The sequence below is a fragment of the Acidobacteriota bacterium genome (assembly GCA_026393675.1).
Classification (GTDB): Bacteria; Acidobacteriota; Vicinamibacteria; order Vicinamibacterales; family JAKQTR01; genus JBAXOX01.
Genome location: JAPKZQ010000046.1, coordinates 165,915 through 187,714, shown reverse-complemented (window position 1 = coordinate 187,714; position 21,800 = coordinate 165,915). Strand labels below are relative to the sequence as shown.

The 21,800-nt window shown below is 65.9% G+C and carries 14 protein-coding genes; 10 read left to right on the top strand and 4 right to left on the bottom strand.

Translation table 11 applies throughout. The features are described 5' to 3' along the window. Positions 1-294 precede the first annotated feature (294 nt). Complete coding sequence (locus NT151_13730; GenBank protein MCX6539975.1) at positions 295-1,794, bottom strand: sodium:solute symporter; 1,500 nt, start codon at positions 1,792-1,794, stop codon at positions 295-297. 320 nt (positions 1,795-2,114) lie between these two features. On the opposite strand from NT151_13730, the gene NT151_13725 reads away from it, so the two are divergent. Together NT151_13725 and NT151_13720 are read left to right on the top strand one after the other, a co-directional pair. After that, positions 2,115-3,101, top strand: a complete 987-nt coding sequence (locus NT151_13725) for an aldo/keto reductase (protein MCX6539974.1) — start codon at positions 2,115-2,117, stop codon at positions 3,099-3,101. A gap of 216 nt (positions 3,102-3,317) precedes the next feature. Further along, on the top strand, positions 3,318-5,633 hold the full coding sequence (locus NT151_13720; protein ID MCX6539973.1) for a DUF5916 domain-containing protein: 2,316 nt from the start codon (positions 3,318-3,320) through the stop codon (positions 5,631-5,633). A gap of 205 nt (positions 5,634-5,838) precedes the next feature. On the opposite strand, the gene NT151_13715 is transcribed toward NT151_13720, so the two are convergent. After that, positions 5,839-6,081, bottom strand: a complete 243-nt coding sequence (locus NT151_13715; GenBank protein ID MCX6539972.1) for a hypothetical protein — start codon at positions 6,079-6,081, stop codon at positions 5,839-5,841. On the opposite strand from NT151_13715, the gene NT151_13710 reads away from it, so the two are divergent. From NT151_13710 to NT151_13690, 5 genes are all read left to right on the top strand, one after another. Next, positions 6,046-10,776, top strand: coding sequence for a PEP-utilizing enzyme (locus NT151_13710; GenBank protein MCX6539971.1), 4,731 nt, complete (start codon positions 6,046-6,048; stop codon positions 10,774-10,776). The two genes, NT151_13715 and NT151_13710, sit on opposite strands and share 36 nt — an antisense overlap. Next, positions 10,773-13,019: a phosphate acyltransferase gene (locus NT151_13705; GenBank protein ID MCX6539970.1), complete on the top strand. Its 2,247-nt coding sequence runs from the start codon at positions 10,773-10,775 to the stop codon at positions 13,017-13,019. Before NT151_13710 ends, NT151_13705 begins: the two co-directional genes overlap by 4 nt. A gap of 227 nt (positions 13,020-13,246) precedes the next feature. Next, on the top strand, positions 13,247-16,240 hold the full coding sequence (uvrA, locus tag NT151_13700) for an excinuclease ABC subunit UvrA (protein MCX6539969.1): 2,994 nt from the start codon (positions 13,247-13,249) through the stop codon (positions 16,238-16,240). Next, entirely contained in the window at positions 16,237-17,571 is a 1,335-nt protein-coding gene (locus tag NT151_13695; protein MCX6539968.1) for a HEAT repeat domain-containing protein, read from the top strand. Before uvrA ends, NT151_13695 begins: the two co-directional genes overlap by 4 nt. Further along, the gene (locus tag NT151_13690; GenBank protein MCX6539967.1) at positions 17,568-18,254 is read left to right on the top strand and encodes a DNA-3-methyladenine glycosylase; all 687 of its coding nucleotides are present in this window, start codon (positions 17,568-17,570) and stop codon (positions 18,252-18,254) included. The genes NT151_13695 and NT151_13690 overlap by 4 nt, the downstream gene beginning before the upstream one ends. On the opposite strand, the gene NT151_13685 is transcribed toward NT151_13690, so the two are convergent. After that, positions 18,222-19,409 carry a trypsin-like peptidase domain-containing protein gene (locus tag NT151_13685; protein ID MCX6539966.1) on the bottom strand — a complete coding sequence of 396 codons (1,188 nt, stop codon included), beginning with the start codon at positions 19,407-19,409 and terminating at the stop codon, positions 18,222-18,224. The two genes, NT151_13690 and NT151_13685, sit on opposite strands and share 33 nt — an antisense overlap. A gap of 5 nt (positions 19,410-19,414) precedes the next feature. Further along, entirely contained in the window at positions 19,415-19,816 is a 402-nt protein-coding gene (locus tag NT151_13680) for an Hsp20/alpha crystallin family protein (GenBank protein ID MCX6539965.1), read from the bottom strand. Positions 19,817-19,944: 128 nt separating this feature from the next. Between NT151_13680 and efp the strand changes: the two genes are divergently transcribed. The 3 genes from efp (at position 19,945) to NT151_13665 (ending at position 21,753) form a co-directional block, all read left to right on the top strand. Then, positions 19,945-20,508 (top strand): elongation factor P, encoded by a 564-nt coding sequence (efp, locus tag NT151_13675; protein MCX6539964.1) that lies wholly within the window; start codon positions 19,945-19,947, stop codon positions 20,506-20,508. A gap of 75 nt (positions 20,509-20,583) precedes the next feature. Beyond that, positions 20,584-21,174 (top strand): thymidine kinase, encoded by a 591-nt coding sequence (locus NT151_13670; protein ID MCX6539963.1) that lies wholly within the window; start codon positions 20,584-20,586, stop codon positions 21,172-21,174. Between the two features lie 21 nt (positions 21,175-21,195). After that, the gene (locus tag NT151_13665; protein ID MCX6539962.1) at positions 21,196-21,753 is read left to right on the top strand and encodes a hypothetical protein; all 558 of its coding nucleotides are present in this window, start codon (positions 21,196-21,198) and stop codon (positions 21,751-21,753) included. Positions 21,754-21,800: the final 47 nt, after the last annotated feature.

The window sequence follows — 21,800 nt, the reverse complement described above, 5'->3', positions numbered from 1 at the left end:
TCCGATAGCTCCCCACCCCGCCTCGCGGCGGCGCAGTAATCGTCGGCTTCAGGCCGGAGAGCGTTTGCCTGGAGAGGACTTGCACCTCTCGGGTCATGGCACACTTACAGGCGCACGGATCGCCACGCTCCAGCGTGGCCGAGACGCATGCCGGGCTGGAGCCCGGCGATCCCAGGAAATGCCGGGAACCCCGAATCCCGAATCCCGAGTCCCGCTCGGCATGGGCCGGGCTGGAGCCCGGCGATCCCAGGAAATGCCCCCAATCCCCAATCCCAAATCCCTAACCCCCAATCCCTAATCCCCAATCCCGGCCGCGCGCGCCTCCTTCGGTCCGGCCAGGCTCGCGATGTAGCCAACCGTGACGCAGATCGCGCAGCCGAGCAGCACATACCACGTCCATGCGAGCGACGTGTTCAGCCGCACCATCAACATCGACCCGAGCGACACGGCCATCCCGATGATGACGCCACGCGTCGTCGCCCGCGTCGTGAAGACGCCGAGCGCGAAGGCGCCGAGCATCGGGCCGTAGACCAGCGACGCAATCGTCAGCCCGGCCGTGAAAACAGATCCCCACGTCCGCGCCACCAGCGCAACCAGAATCAGCACGACACCCCAGGCGGCGGTCACCCAGCGCGACACCTTCAGCAGATGGGCATCGCTCTTGTGTCCGCCGGACATCGGCGCATAGAAGTCCAACACGGTCGTTGACGCCAGCGAGTTGAGCGACGCGCTCAGGTTCGACATGGCCGCCGCGAAAATCGCGGCAATCACCAGCCCGGAGATCCCGTGCGGCAGCGTGTTCACGATGAAGACGGGGAAGATCTCGTCATTGCTGGTCAGCGCGGGCTGCGGATGCGTGCGGTAATACGCGAACAACATCAGCCCAATCGTCAGGAACAGGACGAACTGAAACAGCACGACGAAGCCGCTCATGATCAGGGCCTTCTGGCCATCCCGCTGATTCCGACACGTCAGCACGCGTTGCACCAGCAGTTGGTCGGTTCCATGGCTCGCCATCGTCAGGAACGTGCCGCCGAGGATGCCGGCCCAGAACGTGAAGGGCAGACTGAGGTCCCACGAGAACGACCAGAGCTGCAGCTTGTTGGCCTCCCGTCCAATCGAGACAATCTCGCCCCAGCCGCCGGGCACGAGTTGGAGGATCTCGTAGGCGGCCAGAAGCGATCCGGCGATGTAGATGGCCAACTGGATCAGGTCGGTCCAGATCACGGCGCCAATGCCACCCTCGAACGTGTAGACGAGCGTGAGCAGGCCGACCAGCAGCACGGACCAGAACCACAGGTTCGGCAGATTTGGCAGACTCGCCCCGATGACCGCGCTCAGCACCAGCGACGCGGCAAACACGCGCACGCCCTCGGCGAGCGACCGCATCACCAGGAACAACGACGCGGCCACGTGCTTGGCGGTGACGCCAAACCGGTTCTCGAGCAGCGCATACGCGGTCATCAACTGGCCCTGGAAGTACCTGGGAATGAGCAGCGCCGCGACGAGGAACCGCGCCACGATGTAGCCCATCACCACCTGGAGATAGGTGAATGCGCCGCCCTGCTCAGGATGCGCGTAGGTGGCGTACATCAGCGCCGGCACGCCAATCACGGTGAGTGTGCTGGTCTCGGCCGCCACAATCGACAGGCTGATGACGACCCACGATGTGGTGCGCCCGCCAATGAAGTAGTCGCGAACGGTCCGCTGCGACCGGCGGAACTGCATGCCGAACAGCGTGATGCCGACCAGGTACGCAACCAGGACCAGATAGTCGATTGTGGAGAAGCCCATGACGGGCGATTATGCCAGCCGGGATGGTCGCGCGGCTACAGGGACTTTTGGAAGTGTGGTCACGTCGTCTGTCCGGGGGAACCGGAATCCAGGACTGGACCCCGGCTTCGGCCGGGGTCACGAAGGATTTGCTTCATTCGGCAAGATGAGACCCGTGAAGGTGTCTAGTGATCTGCGCGATCCACCGCGACCCCCTTGCAGAAACTGCGATCTTCGGCGCCGGCAACGTGTGCGGGAATTGAAAGGGTTATGATCGTAGTGCAGCCTGGCGCGGCGCCGGGCGCAAGTCTGTGACTGATGCGGCACATGGAGACACGGCGATGAAACAGCGGACATTGGGACAGCAGGGGTTGGTGGTTTCCGAGTTGGGACTCGGATGCATGGGCATGAGCGATTTCTATTCCGGCCGCGACGAGGCCGAATCGATGGCCACGCTCGATCGTGCGCTGCAACTCGGCATCACCTTCCTCGACACGGCCGATATGTACGGGCCCTATACCAACGAGGAGTTGGTCGGCCGCTTTCTCCGCGGCAAGCGGGACCGCGTCGTGCTCGCGACGAAGTTCGCCATCATGCGAAGTCCCGAAGGCACATGGCTGGGCGTCAACGGCAAGCCGGATTACGTCCGGCAGTGTTGTGACGCGTCGCTCAAGCGACTGGGCGTCGATCACATCGACCTCTACTACCAGCATCGCGTCGATCCCAGTGTGCCGATCGAGGAGACCATCGGCGCGATGGCTGAACTGGTCCACGCGGGCAAAGTGCGCTACCTTGGGATGTCGGAGGCCGCCGCGACCACGATCCGGCGCGCGCATGCCGTCCATCCGATTTCCGCGATCCAGACGGAGTACTCACTCTGGACCCGCGATCCCGAGGACGACATCCTGCCGACCACGCGTGAGCTGGGCATCGGATTCGTGCCGTACAGCCCGCTTGGTCGTGGGTTTCTCACAGGCCGCTTCAGGCGTCCAGAGGATCTGCCCGCCGATGACGTCAGGCGGAGCCACCCGCGCTTCCAGGGTGAGAACTTTCAGAAGAACCTGCAACTGGTCGATCGGATCACAGAGCTGGCTGTCGAGAAACACTGCACGCCGAGCCAGCTTGCCCTGGCGTGGGTCATGGCGCAGGGCGACGACATTGTCGCCATTCCGGGCACCAAGCGCCGACTGTACCTCGAGGACAACGCCGGCGCGGTCACTGTGCGCCTGAGCGCTGACGACCTACGCCGGATTGACGAGATCATGCCCAGGGGTGTCACGGCGGGGCTTCGTTACCCGGCCCAGACGATGGCTGCTCTGAACAAGTGATTTCTGGCGCTCGGCAGCCGGGCTGACGGGGCGCGACCCATGACATGAACCCTGAGCTCACTCTTGTGGCGGACGGCAACAGAAGGGTGGGCCCAGGTTGCACGGTTTCCGAAAAGGCCTCTTTGTGCGCAACTCAACGACTGTCGAAGGGTAGACTGTTTCACGACAGTCCCCATGTAGCCCTCCTGTTCCAACGACAATCGGACTGATTGACGAATGACTGCACTCCTGCTGTGTCTCGGACTGATTCAGGCTCCCGGTGCGAGCGCGCCCCCGCCCGCCGTGCCGCCTCCAGCGTCATCGGCTGTCGTGGTCAAGGGCCGCGGGTCGCCCACGTTTTCGATTCCCCGGATCGATGTAACGATCGCGATCGACGGCCGGCTCGACGAGCCCGCGTGGTCGCAGGCGACGCGCCTGACCGGTTTCTCCGAGTATCGGCCTGTCGACAGCCAGCCGGCCAGTGAACAGACCGAGGTGCTCGTCTTCTATTCGCCGAGCGCGCTGTACTTCGGCATCATCGCGCACGATTCGGTCCCCGGGTCGATTCGCGCCACCGTTGCCGATCGCGACAACATCAGCCAGGACGATTGGGTCCGGATCTTCCTCGATACCTTCAGCGATCGCCGTCGCGCGTTTGTCTTCGGCGTCAATCCGCTCGGGGCGCAGGAAGACGGCGTGCAGACGGAAGGCGCGTTCAATGCCGGCAGCATGTTCGGCGGCACCATTGATCTGAATCCCGACTACCAGTTCGACTCGAAGGGCCAGCTCAGCGCGGACGGCTACATCGTCGAGGTCCGCATCCCATTCAAGAGCCTGCGATATCCGGGCAGCGGCCCGCAGCGCTGGGGCATCAACTTCTCCCGGAAGACCCAGCGGACGGGACGCGAGGACACGTGGACCGATGCCAAGCGCATTGCCAGCTTCCTCGCGCAGGCGGGGACCATGGAGGGGTTGCGCGACCTCCAGCGCGGTGTCGTGACCGAGATTCAGCCGTTCGTCACCGGGTCGTCGAATGGCGCGCTCACCGGAGCGGGTCAGTTCGCCCGGGACAAGACCGACATCAGTCCAGGGGCGAACGTCAGGCTCGGGTTCACCAACCTGTCGGTTGATGCCACGGTGAATCCCGACTTCAGCCAGGTCGAATCCGACGCGAGCCAGGTGACGGTCAACGAGCGCTTCGCCCTCTTCTTCGCCGAGAAGCGGCCGTTCTTTCTCGAAGGCATCGAGCTGTTTGCGACGCCGAACCAGCTCGTCTACACGCGCCGCATCGTCGATCCCATTGTGGGCGGGAAACTGACCGGGAAAGTCGGCAGGACCGGCATCGCCGTGCTGTCGGCAGCCGACACCACCGGTGATGGACACGCCTGGGTGAATGTCGCCCGCCTTCGCCAGGACTTCGGCTCCGATTCGCTCGCGGGCCTCACGTTTACCGATCGCGAGTCGGCGGGCGCCTTCAATCGAGTCGTGGCCGCTGACGCGCGCTGGGTGTTTGGTCGTCTCTACTACCTGCTCGGACAGATCGGCGGCTCGTGGACTGAGCGCGATGGCACCGTCAGCAGCTCGCCGATGTGGCAGGCCGAGTTCGATCGCACGGCGCGGCGATGGGGATTCAACTACAAGCTCGTGGGCTTCGGCGAGTCGTTCGAGACGCAATCCGGGTACGTGCCGCGCAACGACATCGTCGAATTCCACGCGTCCAACCGGTTCACGTATTACGGACAACGGGGCGCGTGGCTGGAGAATCTGACGACCTTCTTCGGACCGACCCGGGATTGGCGGTACGCCTCGTTTGGGCACACCGGCGCGATCGAGGGCAGCGACCAGTCCCACCTGACGGCCCAACTTCGCGGCGGGTGGCAGTTGAGCGCGCAGGTCAGCCGCAATTTCGTGCGGTTTCAGCCGGCGATGTACCAGGCGTACGCCGTGTGGCAGCCAAGCGGGACGACTGTGGCCTTTGCACCGCCCGACGGCGTGACCAACTGGGGTGGTACTTACGCGGTGACGACGCCAGTGTTTCAGAAGCTCAATGCGGAAGTTGAGGTGAGCCGCGCTGGCACGGCCATCTTCGCCGAAGCCTCGAACGGGCATGAGACGCGAGTGACGACGACGCTTGGGCTGAGGCCGACCACCTCGGCTCGCATCGACCTCAGCCTGGTCTCGTCGCGCATCGAGCGCGATCGCGATCAGACTGAGTTCGCGCGGACGACGATCCCCCGAATCAAGCTCGAGTACCAGCCCAATCGCTCGTTGTTCTTCAGGCTGATCACCGAATACCGATCGGAACGGCGGGTAGCGTTGCAGGATCCGGCGACCGGCTTTCCACTCCTGGTGAACGGAAGCATCGCGGGGCCGCAGCGCGTCGACGGATTGCGCATGGACTGGCTCGTCTCGTATGAGCCGACGCCGGGCACCGTGGCGTTCTTCGGCTACGGCAGCAGCCTGGCACGCGACCTGGTGCTCGATCCGACAGCGCGTCTCGCGCGCACGTCGGACGGGTTCTTCGTGAAGCTGGCGTATATGTTCCGGCACTAGCTCCTTTCCGCGGCTTGCCCTGAACGAAGGCACTGGTTCGAGTCTGAGTCGAAGGGGCCGGGGTGTATACTCGTCTCGCTTCGTCGCGTCGCCTGCCCCTTTGTCCAGGGTGGCCTGCTCCCCGGGGAGTCGGACCGTGCCAGGTGCTGGTTCAGGCCCGGCGGATTCAAGTACGTTGCCCGCCCTCTCGGGATTGCCTTGCCCATCAGAGGATGGCGACCCACAACTCGAGCAGGCCGTCAGCACCATAGAAACCGAGTTTGCCGGGTACCTGCCTCACGATGATCGTGTCGCCGCCGCTTGCGGTGTCCTGCGCGAATACTTCGACACGCTGACGTCGCCCGGCGGGTGTGCCTGGCTTGAACGGCTCCTCGTCTGGCCGGGCCGTCGTGTCGGTTCCGTGGTGACGCCCTTGTTCGCGCTGCTGGAGGATGCCGCAGACCGGCATGCTCAACCCTGGCCGATTCTGTCGGCCCTGCTGGAGGCGAGAGATTCCGGTCTGCAGCGGCGTGCGCTCGACGCGACGGTTCGCCTAAGCCTGGCCGGGCGACTGATTGTGACGCCTCACGTGCTCACGACGCTGGCCGAACGGGCCGACGAAGAGGGGAGCGCGCTTGCGAGCCCGGCGGCGTTCGGCGAGATGACCAAGATCCTGCCACGCGGCCGGGAAGATCTGCTCCACGACCTGCTCGCGGAGGGTTCCACACCAGCCATTCGTCGCCTGGCGGCCCGACTGCTCGACCTCGCCAGCACATCGCCAGCGGCGGCGTTGGTCGCGCGCCTGCTTGGCACCGAGGCCGCGAATCTGCTGGCGCCCTACCTGACGTACACGTGCGCGACGCATCAGGACCTGCTCGATGTCGTGCCGCTCGCGACGGATTCCGCCGCGCTCGATTCTTTTCGGCGCGCCGGGCACGTGTGTGGCAGGCGCCTGCTCTTCGACATCGTGGCATCGCTCGGCTGGCGGCGTGTGAACTTCGGCCTGGAAGCCCGGCCGATGGTTGGTGTGTCGGTGGCGGGAGCGTTTCCGCTGCTGCTCGATCGCGCCGAGGCCAGGATCTTCGACGGCCTGTCCGATGTCCGCCGCGTCTTCGATCGCCTGCTCATTGTTGCCGTGGGTGGGAGTGCGGCCGCGATGTCGGGGGCGTCGGACACCAGTGATCTGGTCTCCCGATTCCGCGCCTACAACGTCGTGCACGCCGACGTGCTTGGCGAGATCCTCGATGTGGCGCCGCTGACGCGCGCCAGGCTCAACACGGTTCTCGATCGGATGCGCCGGTTGGTCGCCGACTTCAACGCGCTCTTCGGCGGGTCGACCGACCGCGCGGTGCGCGACGAAACCGCCGCGCTCGTGCGTGTCCATGCGAATCTGGCGGAGCGCATCGGCCGGACTCTGGCTCTGGCGTCCGGAGATCCTCTACCGATGGACGTGTGCCGCCTGGTCCAGCCGTTTGAGGATCCAACAGGGCCATCCGACATCCGGACCCTGCACGGATTGAAACGGTACCTGCATCAGCGCGGACTCAAGCTGGCATTCGGCCTGATCGGGACCGGTCCGAGAACCACCCGCACGGTGGACCTTGCGGTGGCCATGCCGGGCCGCGGCGTGGAGGTGGGCCGGCACATCGAGTTCGTCGATCTGGAAGGGGAGTCGCAAAGCGGGCCTGCGCCCTCGATTCCCTACCAGGTGCGGCTGGTCGTCGAAGCGTTTGCCGTCCAACTGCTGCACGGCGTCCATATTCAGCCGAGCGTCCGGGTGTTCTGTTACGGCAACGAGGTGCACTACTTCGCGCGGTACCGGAATCACCCCGCATTCATCCGCATCGACTACTCGCCGCCCTTGCGCGGCGGCATGATCGATCTCCAGTACGCGGGCGTCAGCATCAACGAATTGTCAGTGCATCCCTGCCCGTCGCTCGATGCCATCCGCCTCTTCTTCGAGCGCCTCGACTTCATCGTGTCGGTGGACAGCACGCGCATCCAGGCGCGGTACGACAAGGAGCGGGCGTTCACCATTGATGCCCTCCACCAGCGGGCGGCCATGTTGTTTCACCTGGTGCCGTACCTGATGGATGTCGACTGGGCGATCGGATCGCTCCAGGTGAACGAGGAGGCGCGGCGGATGGTGGCCGAGGCGTGGGCTGGGTGCTTCGAGCGGTGGGGCGTGCTGCCGATGGAGCAGATGCTCACGAAGGACCGCGCCGGCATCGTGCAGGCCATCGAGGCCGCACCCGAAGGCCCGCGCGAGATCCGCTGGAATGGCCGCGCGCCCTACCGGGATCGGTTCAGTGTCGAGCCACCGTCTGGGCTTGTGGCGTCGCTGGGCGAACGGCTCGGGGCGCTCGGCATTGAGTTGACCGCGCCCGTGACCGGCGCGGATCTCGCCGGACAGGTGCCCTTCGATGCACGCGTCCTCGGCCCGCTGCGGGCTGCGCTCGCACGCGGTGAAATTCACGAGACGCCCGCGGGCCTTGCGCGGCGACCGAACCGCGTGTTCGAGCGGATCCACGAGGTGGATCGTCTGGCCGCGATTCTCGAATCCGATCCTGATCTGGTGGCCCGTTCGGCGCACCTCGCGCACGTGGTCCCGCTGCTCGAACGGCACGTCGGCTTCAAGACGACCGGAACCATCAACGGATACGACGTTCAACAGGCCCGGGTACGGCTGGGGGCAGACGATCTCACGATGTACGTCCTTCGCGATGCCACAGGGATGCCGCGCATGGCGTGCGCCGCGCTCGACGGGTGCCTGTGGAGACGACGAAGCCATGCCGACGCGCCGTGGGAGGACAACGCTCGCTACGACATCGAGCTGGTGCTGGACCGACTGCGCCGGTCGAACATCCTGGGATCGACGCCTGACAGGTCGGGCGTCGATCCGGTGACGACCGCGGAGCACGTGCGGCGGTTGTTCCGTGTGCCGCGATCCGTGGCCCGTGGGCGGCCGCTCGCGACTGAGCAGGTGGTCTCAGGCGTCAGTGCGTCCCCTGGCCGCGCGGCCGGACTGGCCCGCCTCGGAGCCTCCGGTCGTCGGCGCGAGGATCTGGACGGTGCCATTCTGCTGGCCGCACGCCTCGGCCCCAACGACGCGCCGTGTCTGTTTCAGGCGGCCGGGGTCGTGGCCACCGGTGGGGGCGTCCTGAGTCATCTCGGCCTGCTGGCTGTGGAATCCGGCAAACCGGCGTTGATCATTGACGGAACGTGGACCCGGCTACCAAAGGGCGACGATGCGCTGGCGTTCACGACGCTCGAGTATGAAGAACGTGAATCCGAGCGGTATGGGTATCGTCTGACCGAACGCCATCATCTCCGCGACGTCGAAGGGAGGATTCTCGATGGCGACCTCGTCGTGCTCGACGCCGACCAGGGCACGCTGACCGTGCTCGGTCACGATGCGGTCGCGCTCGCCCTGCACGAATCCCTGAGAGAACACGCGGCCGCGACCCGGTGCCTCGCCCAGGCCACCGACCTGGATGCCGTGCTGCTGGCGCGTGGTCACCACCTCCGGGCGCGCCACCAACTCGAGAAGTCGATCAGACGCGTGTCAGTGCCGGGCCTCGCGCGGTATGCGGTCGAAGAACTGCTGGGCCAACTCGCCGGATCCGAGACCGCGAGCACGGTGCACGATGGCGTGGCCCTGTTGCGATTGCTCGCTGAGAATCGCGATGGCGGCGACGCTGCGCGGATGGCCATCCAGCAGACGACGGGGCGGCTGGCGAGCCGCATCCGTGAGGCGCGTGAGCAGGCGGTCTCGCTCGTCCCCTCGTGCACGACCTGCCACGATGTCCTCGCGTTGAGGCTCAAGGTCGTCCGCCTTCAGGACACGCTGATGCGGGTGACGGCGGCCCTCGACAGCGGCGGCCTGGACGCGGGCGTCGTGGGGACGGGCGACGGGCATGATGTCGACGACATGGCCCGCGCGCGGCTGTGCGATCTGCGAGACCAGTTGGCCGGTAGCCTCGCTTCCGGCGCGGGCTCGGGCGGATGGCGGCCGCGACTGGCGCAACTGCGGCGGCTCGGCGCGGTCGTCGGACTCAATCACCAGCAGACTCGTTTGTTGGCACCGGAGCGGGCCGATGATCGATCCGCGCTCGGGTCCCGGCTCATCGTCACCGCGGGCGATGGCGGCCTGGAACTCGAACGCGTCGCGGGCGCCAAGGCCGCCAACCTCGCCGAAATCGCCAGGATCCTCGGCGAGGGCGTCGTGCCTGACTGGTTTGCGGTAACCGTGTCGGCGTTCCAGGCGGCCACGGGCCCATCCGGACGCCAGACGATCGACGCGATCCTCCGCGATTCGGGCATCGGCGCGGATGGACAAGCGGCGGCCATTCGCGCCTTCTGGACGCGAGTCGAGATGCCTGCTGATCTGGTGAGCGACATCGTCCAGGCGTATCGGGCGCTCGGCCCGGATTGCCACGTCGCTGTTCGCTCGTCCGCGCTGGACGAGGACACGGAACAGGCGACCCGGGCTGGCCAGTTCGAGACGTTCCTGTTCGTGCGTGGCGAGCAGGCGGTCGTCGAGCACGTCAAGCTTGTGTGGAGCGGCCTCTGGGCCGAGCGCGCGATCGCGGGACGAGCGGCCGAGCGCACGTCGGTGAACCGCGTGTCGGGGCTGGACTGGCCGCGATGCGGCGTGGTGGTGCAGCGCATGGTGCCGTCGCGCGTGTCGGGCGTGCTCCAGACCATCAACGCCGCCGATGCGCGTCCGCGCGAGATGGTCATCAACGTCGTGCTCGGTCTCGGCGAGGGGATCGTGTCGGGCGTGGTGTCGGCCGATCACATCGTCGTCGTGAAGACTGAGTCGCCGGATGGAATGTTCCGGTTCCGTTACATGGTCGCCGACAAGCGCGAGAGAGTCATCTTTGACGCCCGGTGCGGGCACGGTACCGTGCGGGTCGGCACACTCGCGCACCAGCGTTTGCGTCCCGCGCTCGAGTACCCGGAGCTGCTGGCGCTGGTCGGGATGGCCACGCGTCTCGAACGGGCGTACGGCCACCCGCTCGACATCGAGTTCGGATTCGAGGACGCGCACCTGCGCGTCCTGCAGGTACGGCCGATGCCAGCCTCGTTGGCCGTCTGGACCGAGACGATCGAACGGTTTCCGCTGGCGGGCGGGGCTCGCCACCTGGAGGTCCTGCCATGATCCGTCGCGACGAAGCGCTCGCCTACCACGAAGGGGACCGGCCCGGGAAGATCGAGACCCGTGCGATCAAGCCCTGCCTGACGGCACGCGACATGCGCCTGGCGGCGCTGCCAGGCGCCGCTTTTCCGTGCGAGGCCATTGCTGCTGACCCCGATGCCGTCTTCCGGTATACCGCGCGCGGCAATCTGGTGGGCATCGTCACCAACGGATCGGCCGTCCCGGGGCTTGGCGATGTTGGACCGCTTGCCGCCAAACCCATGCTCGAAGGGGCCGCGGTGTTGTTGAAGCGCCTCGCCGATCTCGACGGTTTCGACCTCGAACTGGACACACGCGACCCCGATCGATTCGTCCAGACCGTCCAGATGCTCGAGCCGACGTTTGGTGGCATCAACCTCAAGGATCTGCGGGCGCCCGAGGGACTCGACATCTACGAGCGGCTCCGCGACACCCTGCGGATTCCCGTGATGCACGAAAACCTGCAGAGCACGGCCGTGGTGGCTGCAGCGGCGCTCGTGAACGCCCTCGACCTGGCCGAGAAGTCGATTGCGGCGTGTCGCATCGTGATTTCCGGCGCGGGCACGGTCGGCGTCGGGTGTGCCCGGATGTTTGCGCTGATGGGCGCCTCGCCCGAGTTGCTCTGGCTCTACGACGTCAACGGCCTCGTGCACCCGGACCGCGACGATCTCAGCCGGCATCAGCGCCAATTTGCGGTCCGCGATGCTCCTGGCCGCCTGACCGACGGGCTGCGGGGAGCCGACGTATTTGTAGGAGCCTCGACCGGCGGCATCGTGACGTCTGAGATGATTCAGTCGATGGCGCGGTTTCCGATTGTGTGTGCGCTGGCGGCACCGGTGCCTGAGATTGGCTACGAGGACGCCCGCGCCAGCCGGCGCGATGCGATCGTCGCAACAGGTCTCACGCAGTATCCGAACGCGATCGTGGATCATCTGAGCTACCCGTACATCTTCCGCGGAGCCCTCGATGTGCGCGCCGTGCGCATCACCGACGGCATGCTGATGGCCGCCGCGCATGCGTTGGCGGATCTCGCCCGCGAGGATGTGGTCGACGAGGTGAGCCGCGCCTGCGGGTATGAGCGCTTCAGCTTTGGCCCGGAGTACCTGCTGCCCAAGCCCATTGATCCCCGCATTCTTGAGCGGGAGTCGGCGGCCGTCGCCCGTTGCGCCATGGAAGAGGGCGTGGCCCGGCGACCCGTGGAGACCGCGTCCTACCAGGAGAGCCTGACTGTCCGCATCGGCACCGGACGTGAGACGCTACGCCGGCTCATGGTCAAGGCGCGCCAGGTGCCTCAGCGGATTGTCTTTGCCGACGGCACGAGCGAGACGATTCAGCGGGCGGCCGCGATCCTGGCGGACGAAGGCATCTCGAGACCCGTCCTGCTCGGCGATGAGGCGGAGATCCGATCAGGCATCGCGCGGCTCGGCGTGGATCCATCTGGCCTGACGTGTGTGGACCCGACACGCAGTCAGCGGCGCGATGCCTACGTCGCGGAGTACGTCCGGCTCCGGCGCCGCCGCGGCGTGATGCAGCCGGCCGCGGAGCAGCGCCTTCGGCGACCGGAGTACTTCGGCGCGATGATGCTGGCCTGCGGTGATGCTGACATGCTGGTCTCGGGCATCGAGCATCACTATGCCGACTCGTTGCGCATCCTGCTCGAAACCATCGGCACCGCGCCCGGCGTCAGGCGCATCTCGAGCTACTACATGGCGCTGCTGCCGCGCGACGTGTACTTCCTGGCGGATTGCGCGGTCAACATCGACCCGTCCGACGAGGCACTCGCCGAGACCGGGTTGCTGACGGCGCGCATGGTGCGGTTGCTTGGCATCGAGCCCCGCGTGGCGATGCTGTCGTTTTCGAACTTCGGCGCCGTGGATCATCCGCTGACGCGCAAGGTCAGGCGCGCAACCGAGATGCTCAAGGCCCAGGAGCCGGGGCTGGCGGTGGATGGCGAGATGCAGCTTGCGACGGCGGTCAGCGGCGAGATCCGGCGCACGCATTTCCGGTTCTCTGATCTGGAGAAGGACGCGAACGTCCTCATCTTCCCGGACCTCCAGTCGGGGAACCTGGCGTTGCATCTGCTGCAGCACGTCGGCGAGGCGGTCGTCGTGGGACCCGTGCTGACCGGTACGCGGCTGCCGGTCCAGTTGCTGCAATACGGCAGCAGCGTGCAGGACGTCGTCAACCTCGCCGCGGTCGGCGCCGTCCAGGCCGTCGGCCTACGCTAGCCGCGACTTCGCGCTGGGGCAACCACGACCACCATAGATCCTCCGTAGGGGCGGCCCCCCGTGGCCGCCCGCCGGTAGGGGTGCGATTCATCGCGCCCGCCCGTGCTACTATGGATTATTTAGAGTTTCCCCGACAGGCCGCGCAGTGGGCCGTGCCCCCGTACTTCGGGGGATGAAGCGACGTCAGGGCCAGCCGGCCGAGGTACTCCGGGAACACGACCGCGGACATGCCAGACACTCCGACCTCCGACGCGAGCGACATCGTCATTCGGGGGGCTCGCACGCACAACCTGAAGAACGTTGACCTGACGCTGCCGTCGGGCAAGCTGGTGATCCTGACTGGCGTCAGCGGATCCGGCAAGTCGTCGCTCGCCTTCGACACCATCTACGCAGAGGGACAGCGCCGATACGTCGAGTCGTTGTCGGCATACGCGCGCCAGTTTCTCGAGAGGATGGAGAAGCCCGACGTCGACGCCATTGACGGCGTGTCGCCGGCGATCGCCATCCGCCAGAAGAACTCGATTCGCAATCCTCGCTCGACGGTCAGCACGACGACCGAGATTCACGACTACCTGCGGCTCCTGTTTGCGCGGGTCGGCCGCACCATGTGCCGCCAGTGCGGGCAGGAGGTGACGCGCGAGACGGCCGAAGTCGTGGCGCGGAGGCTGGCGCAACTGCCGGACGGCACGCGCCTGGTGCTGGGGTTTGATCTGCCTGTGTTGGCGGTGGGCGCCGGAGGCGACGAGCAGGCCAACGGCAGCGAGGTGGTCGACGAGATTGGGGAGTCGGCGGCAGAGGAGCCGGCGCGTGTCGGGGCGTCGCGAAGGTCGGCACGCGAGTCTCGGAAACCTCCGGCGGGCGGGAATGGCGCAGGTCGCTCAGGCAATGGTCACGATGCGATTGCCGCGACGCTGGACGTGCTGCGCAAGAAGGGCTTCGGGCGCCTGGTGGTCGGCGATCAGGCGATGTCGTTCGACGCCATCGACGCGGCCTCGCTGGCAGGCCGCACGGAGCTGCGGGTGGTCGTTGATCGCGTCACGATCGAACCCGGTGTCGAGAGCCGCCTGACCGATTCGATTGAGACCGCGTATACCGAAGGCGGAGGGGCGGCATTCGCCATCGAAGCCAGCGTCGCATCGAACGCGCGGATCCACGTGTTCAGCGAGCGATTCGAGTGCCGGTCGTGTGGTATCCCGTACGAAACTCCTCAGCCGCGCCTCTTCTCGTTCAACAATCCGTACGGCGCGTGCGGGACGTGTCACGGTTTCGGCAACATCGTCGAGGTCGACATGGGCCTGGTCGTGCCGGATCCAACACGATCGATCAACCGCAACGCGATCGAGCCGTGGAGCAAGCCGCACTACCGTTCGTACCTGGCAGATCTGAAGCGGGCGGTCCGCAAGGGCAGCGTCCGTCTCGATATCGCGTGGCAGGAATTGACAGATGCGGAGCGGCGGATCGTCATCGAAGGCGACGGCGACGAGTACACCGGCATTCGGGGCTTCTTTGCGTGGCTGGAGCGCAAGAAGTACAAAGTCCACGTCCGCGTCTTCCTCAGCCGGTATCGGGGCTATCAGATCTGTCACGACTGCGCCGGCACGCGCCTGCGCCGCGAAGCGAGAGACGTTCGGGTCGGCGGCGAGACGATCGATGCCGTCTGCGCGCTGACGGTGAGCGAGGCGCAGCGGTTCTTCAGCCGACTGGCGCTTGGCGAAAAGGACGCGGCGATTGCCGACAAGCTGCTCGGCGAGATCAGGCGGCGACTGAGATTCCTGAGCGACGTCGGCCTCGACTACCTCACGCTGGACCGGCTCTCGTCAACGCTGTCGGGCGGCGAGGCGCAGCGCATCAACCTGGCGACATCGCTGGGGTCGGCATTGGTGGGCACGCTGTACGTGCTCGACGAGCCGTCGGTTGGCCTGCACCCGCGCGACAACCAGCGGCTCATCGACATCCTGCGCGCGCTGCGTGACCAGGGCAACACCGTGCTCGTGGTCGAACACGACGCCGACATGATCCGTATGGGTGACCACATCGTCGACCTGGGTCTGGGGGCCGGCGAGCAGGGCGGGCGCATCATCTACAACGGCGCGCTCGAGGGGTTGATGAAGGAGACGCGATCGCTGACCGCGAAGTACCTGCGGGGCGAATTGTCCATCCAGGTGCCCTCGCAACGCCGGCGCGGCACCGGGCAGCGCCTGCGGGTGTTGGGGGCCGCCGAGCACAATCTCCGCGGCATCGACGTGGAGATTCCGCTCAATACGCTGACCGTGGTGACCGGTGTCAGCGGGTCGGGCAAATCGACGCTGGTGCACGACATCATCTACCCGGCCATCAAGCGGCTGAAGGGCGGAACCGAACGCAAGGTCGGCGCGCACCGGAAACTCGAAGGCGCTGAGTTCATCACCGACGTCGTGTTGGTGGACCAGACGCCGATCGGACGGACCCCGCGGTCAAATCCGGTGACGTACCTGAAGGCGTTTGATCCGATCCGCGAACTCTTCGCGTCGACCAAGGACGCCCGGGCCAACGGCCTGACGGCGAGCCATTTCTCCTTCAACGTGCCGGGCGGGCGGTGCGAGGCGTGCGAGGGCGAGGGCCAGGTGCGGGTCGAGATGCAGTTTCTGGCCGATGTCTTCGTGCCGTGCGACGTCTGCGACGGCAAGCGGTTCAAGCCCCAGGTGCTCGATGTCCGGTACCGGAACAAGAACGTGCACCAGGTGCTCGACCTGACCGTCCGCGAGGCGCTGTCGTTTTTCAGCGCCTCTCCCAAGGTGCTGCGCCGCCTGCAGGTGCTCGACGAGATTGGACTCGGCTACGTGCGGCTGGGGCAGCCGGCGACGACGCTCTCGGGCGGTGAGGCGCAACGGATCAAGATCGCGGCGCATCTGGCCGTGTCGGGCGGCGAGCGGCTCCTGTACATTCTCGACGAACCCACGACGGGGTTACACTTTGACGACATCGCGAAGTTGCTCGCGGCGTTCCGGCGACTGCTGCAGGCTGGACATTCGCTGCTCGTGATCGAGCACAACCTCGATGTCATCAAGACAGCGGATCATGTGATTGACCTCGGTCCCGAAGGCGGCGACCGGGGAGGCCAGATCGTGGTGACAGGCACGCCCGAGCAGATCGCGGCGCACGAGGGGTCGCATACGGGGCGATTCCTGCGGCCCGTGCTGACCGGCGAGCCGCGTGGGTGGGAAACAGGGAGCGTGGCATGAGACGCACGGTGCAATCCCGGTCGGCAGTCGTGGCGCTGGTGGCGATCATGGCCGGTGGCATGGGACAGCCCGTTCGCGGTCAGGAGATCGCGTACGAGGATGTGGTCGCGCGGCTGAAGTCTCCGGACGCGAAGGTCCGGATCGACGCGCTGGGCCTGCTGGCCGGTGCCGGCTACATCGATGCGGTGGCGCCTGTGGCCGCGTTGATCAGCGACCCGGTGGCCGACGTCCAGGCCCAGGCGATCGCAACCGAAGTGTCGTTGTTCCTCGCCGACGAAGGCTACACGCGGGCGGTCGCGAACCGGATCGTCAAGTCGAAGGACGCCAGACTTCCGTTGCTGGCGTTCGTGCAGGGGCCCGGTGCGACCGTGGCCAACGTGCCTCAGGCATCCGTCATGACGGCGCTGGTGAGCGGGATCGCGTCCTCGACGCCGCGAGTCCGGTTCGACGCGATGTACGCGGTTGGAGTGCTTGGGCCGTCGCTCGTCAAGCGCGGTCAGTTCCCTGATGCCAAGGGTGTGGTGTCGCGGCTGCTGGCTGCCATGAAGGATCCTGATCCAGCGCTGCGAGCCGCGTCGATCCACGTGCTGGGCAGGCTGTACGAGTCGGCGCTTCGCGACGAAAAGGCCAATCAGGAATGGCTCGCCCAGCGCGCGGAGGTGGGCGACCTGCTCATCGTGGCCATGAACGATCCGGACGAACTGGTTCGCCTGTCGTCCATCAATGCGCTTGGTGCGCTGCGGTACGACCGCGCCGTGCGGTCGCTGGTCGACTTCTGCGGATACTACAAGCGGGACAAGCTCGGCCTGGCGTCGCTCAACGCCCTGGCTCACATCGCGCATCCGTCGAGTGTGAGTCAGTTTGCGAGCGCCTTTGAGGTGAATGACGAGGAACTTCGCCGGATCGCGCTCGAAGGCACGGCCAGGATTGGCGACCGCGCCGCCCTCAACGCGTTGCTGACCCGCGCCGCGGCCGACCGATCGCCCGTGGTTCGCCAGGCCGCCGCGTTTGCCCGGGCCCGCATCGGCGACTTCAGCGATCTCAGCGCGATCATCGACGGGTTCGGCCGCGCCGATCTCGAGGAGAACGCGTTCGCTTACCTGGTGGAACTCGGCTCCGCCATCGCGCCGTCGCTTGGCGGAGCCGCATCCTACCGTGATGCCAGGGTGCGTGCGGGCGTCGCCGAGGTGCTGGGCATCATCGGGAGTGTTGCGACGTTGCCGGCGCTCGACATGCTGGCCCGCGATCGCGACAGAACCGTGGCGGCAGCCTCGCTGCGATCGCAGAAGCGGCTGATGATTCGTAAGCCCGGGGTTCCCAGGACGCCGTGACCAGTCGGGGTCAACGCGACCGCGTGCTGCCGCGGTCCTTCTACCGGCGGCCGACCCTCGACGTCGCCCGAGACCTGCTCGGCAAGCTGCTGGTCCATCGATCGGGTGATGGTCTGACGAGCGGGTTCATCGTCGAAACCGAGGCCTACATCGGGGAATCCGATCCCGCCTGCCACGCCGCACCAGGTCCGACGCCTCGTAACGAGCCGCTCTATGGCGAGCCGGGCCATGCCTATGTCTACTTGAACTACGGCATGCACTATCTCGTGAATGCGGTCACCGAAGAGGCCGGGGCTCCGGCTGCCGTGCTGATTCGTGCCCTCGAGCCCGTGTCGGGGATCGAACTCATGCACATACGTCGGCGCCAAAGCCGGCGAGTCAGCGGGCCGGATGTTTCCACACACGAGTTGTGCCGGGGCCCTGGGAACCTGACGTGTGCCATGGGGATTACGCTGGACGACAACCGGGTCGACCTGGCGAGGTCAGCGCGTGCGACGTTGTGGATCGAGGATCGCGGGAAGACGATTCACGATATCGGGTGGAGTGCGCGGATTGGGATTCGCGTTGGCACCGACAGGCCGTGGCGATGCTTGGCCATCGGCAATCCCTGCGTGTCCGGTACCCGGGCGCGATACATCACGTGCTCCAGCTCAACGTCGGCCCGCCGGGCGGCTACCCGTTGACATCGCCTGGACGGGCACGCGGAATTCCACCTTCCTACCGTCGCGAATGGCGCCGATCGTAATCGTGCTCCCGATTGGGGCGTCGGCGACGACCCTGACCCACTGCGAGTCGTCGATCATGTCCTTGCCGTTCACGGTCACGATCACGTCCCCCGGTCTGATGCCGGCGTCGTAGGCGGACGAGTTCCGGGCCATCCGGTTGACGAGTACACCCTTGCCAATTGAGATGCCCAACTGTTCGGCAAGCTGCGAGGTGAGCGAGAGGACCTCAACCGAACCGATCGATCCGCGGCGCACCGATCCGTACTTGATGAGATCGTTCATCACGCGACGGGCCAGGTTCGACGGCACCGCAAAGCCGATACCCTGGTAGCCGCCGCTCTGACTGTAGATGGCGGTATTGATGCCGATCAATTCGCCCCGCGCATTGATGAGCGCCCCTCCGGAATTCCCGGGATTGATGGCCGCGTCGGTCTGGATGAAGTCCTCGTACGCCGCGACGCCGACGTTGGTCCGGCCGATCGCGCTGACGATGCCGAGCGTCACCGTCTGGCTCAGCTGAAAGGGATTGCCAATCGCCAAGACCCACTCGGCCACTTTCAGCTTCGACGAATCGCCCCAGGGCACCACCGGCAGCCCGGTCGCGTTGATCTTCAATAGCGCGATGTCGGTGAGCGGATCGGTGCCGACCACCCGCGCGCGCATTTCGCGCTTGTCGGCCAGCGACACCGTGATCTCAGCGGTGTTGTCGCCGACGACATGGTTGTTCGTGAGGACGTAGCCGTCTGATGACACGACCACTCCGGACCCGAGACTGGTTTCCCGCCGGTCGCGTCCGCCGAACATCTCGGAATCGTCGCCAAAGAAATAGCGGAAGAACGGATCATTGGCGAACGGCGAATTCGACGTCCGGACGACTTGCTGCGACGAGATGTTCGTCACAGCGCCGACGGTGCCGGCCGCAACGCCCGTGAAGTCCGGGAGCCCCGCCGTGGTGCGTCCGGTCGCAGTGACCTGTGTCGCGTTGGTGCCAACCTGATCGCCGGCCGTCGGCGCGGCCGTACTCGTTTGGGCGATGTGCAGGCGGCCCGTGACGACCAGCCCGGCCGCGAAACCAACACTGATAGTGAGGATGGCGAACAACAGTCGTTTCATGGCAGTCAGTCGACCTTAATGCGACGAGTCTGCGGAAGCACCTTGGGCACGAGCACCGTGAGGACGCCGTTGCGGAATTCCGCCGAGATCTCCCCGGCCCGAACAGGCTGGGGGAGCGAGAAGGAACGCACGAACGCGCCATGTCCCCGTTCGACCCGCAGGAACCGGGCGTCACCCGGCGTCTGGCAAGGCCGCTCGCCACGGATGACGAGCGTCTGCTCCTGGGCATCGATGCGGATGTCGTCGCGGTTCAGGCTGGGCAGTTCGACGCTGACGACGAAGCGGTCGGCCGTTTCGTACAGGTCGACGGCTGGCGTCCAGCCGGGCGCCTCCTCCGATCCCAGACGGTTCAGCCGTTCGTGCAGCGCGAGCAGATCATGGAGCGGATCCCAGCGAGAAAAGGCCACGAATCGCATGCTAGCATGTTTGGTTGGGCCCAACCAGATGTGCTACGATCGACGGTCTGTACGAGGGCAAAACTCGCCTGCAAGGGCGTCTACGGGCTGCGAAGGCCAACAGGACAGCAGTTGACATCATGAGTGCCATTCAGGCCACGCGTCTCAGAAAAGGCATGCTCATCCAACTGGAGGGCGACCTGTTGAGGATCCTCGAGTTGCAGCACGTCACGCCCGGCAACCTCCGCGGTTTTGTTCGCGTCAAGATGCGCAACCTGCGCAACGGGGCGCAGGTGGAACAACGGCTGCGGTCGGAAGATACCATCCAGCGGGCGACGCTTGACGAACTCGAAATGCAGTACATGTACAGCGACGCGGGCGGTCACCACTTCATGGACACGAGCACCTACGACCAGATCACGCTCTCCGACGAAGTGTTGGGCGAGATGATTGGCTACCTCGTGCCGGAGTCGACCATCAAGGTCGAGTTCTACGGAGCCGAACCGGTGGGGATCGAGTTGCCGCAGACGGTGGACCTGGCGGTCAAGGACACGGCGCCGGCCATCAAGGGGGCGACCGCGAGTGCACAGTTGAAGCCGGCGACGCTCGAGACGGGCCTGGTCGTGTCGGTGCCGCCGTTTGTGACGATTGGCGACCGGATTCGGGTCAATACCGAGACGGGCGAGTATCAGGCCCGGGTGTAGGCATTAGGGGTTAGCGATTAGGGGTTAGGGATTAGGGAGACACTCTCGTGCCAATCCCCAATCCCTGGATTGTCCATGGATATCGAACGCACGCGCCATACGGGCTGGATCGAGGTCGTCTGCGGCAGCATGTTCAGCGGGAAGAGCGAGGAGCTCATCCGCCGCCTCCGTCGCGCGCAGATCGCCCGCCAGAAGGTCCAGATCTTCAAGCCGAAATTCGACAGCCGGTTCAGCGAGGACGAAATCGTCTCGCACAGCGAGATGCGCATCCAGTCGAGAAACGTCTTGAGCTCCAACGAACTGTTGCAGATGGTGGACGACAACACCGAGGTCGTGGGGATCGACGAAGGACAGTTCTTCGATGCCGAGCTGCCGGCGGTTTGCAACACGCTCGCCAGTCGCGGCAAGCGGGTGATTGTCGCGGGTCTCGACCAGGATTATCTCGGCAAGCCGTTCGAACCGATGCCGCAGTTGCTGGCGATCGCGGAGTACATCACCAAGACGCTCGCCATCTGCATGGTCTGCGGCAACCCGGCCAATCATACGCAGCGGTTGGTCGCCAGCAGCGACCGCCTGCTGCTGGGCTCGCAGGGCACCTATGAGGCGCGTTGCCGCCGGTGCTTCGACCCGTCGCTGGCGGGCGGCGACAAACCCAGGACGGCCTAGCGATCGCGGACGGGGAAACTGGTGGCGAATCCCCTCGGCGCGCTGCTGCTGCTGTTTGGCCTCGGATTCCTGGCCGCCAACCTGGTCCTGCTCAACGATTACCTGGCGTTCCGGCGGCGGCGACCCAACGCGCTGCTGACCTGGGTGGTGCCCAGGCCCAGGACCTTCGCGCTGTCAAAATGGATCGCCGTCGGTCTCGGCCTCGTGATCCTCTACAAACTCCTCGTGCTCCACTGGTTGCTCGGCCAGGTGTTCGGCGAGGTGATGATGTTCGCCTACTACGGCATCGTCTACCCGCTGAGCTTCCGGGTCGAGCGCGGGTTCTACCGGGACGGTCTCTGGCTCGAGCGGAGATTCGTGAAATACGGCGACGTCACCGGGCTGACATGGCGAGAAGACCCGACGCCCGCGATCGTCGTCGTGGCCGGACACCAGCAACGGGCCGGCCGTCTCAGCGTCCCGCCGGAGCACTATGGCGAAGCGCGCCGGCTGCTGCGCGACCACATCAAGGCGCACGACCTCCACTTCCAGCACCCGCCGCTCGATCTCGGCGGACACGATGAGCGGGAAGACGTGTAGAGGTGGGGGGAAGATGCAAGGAGCAAGAAGTGCAGGCCGGGATATTA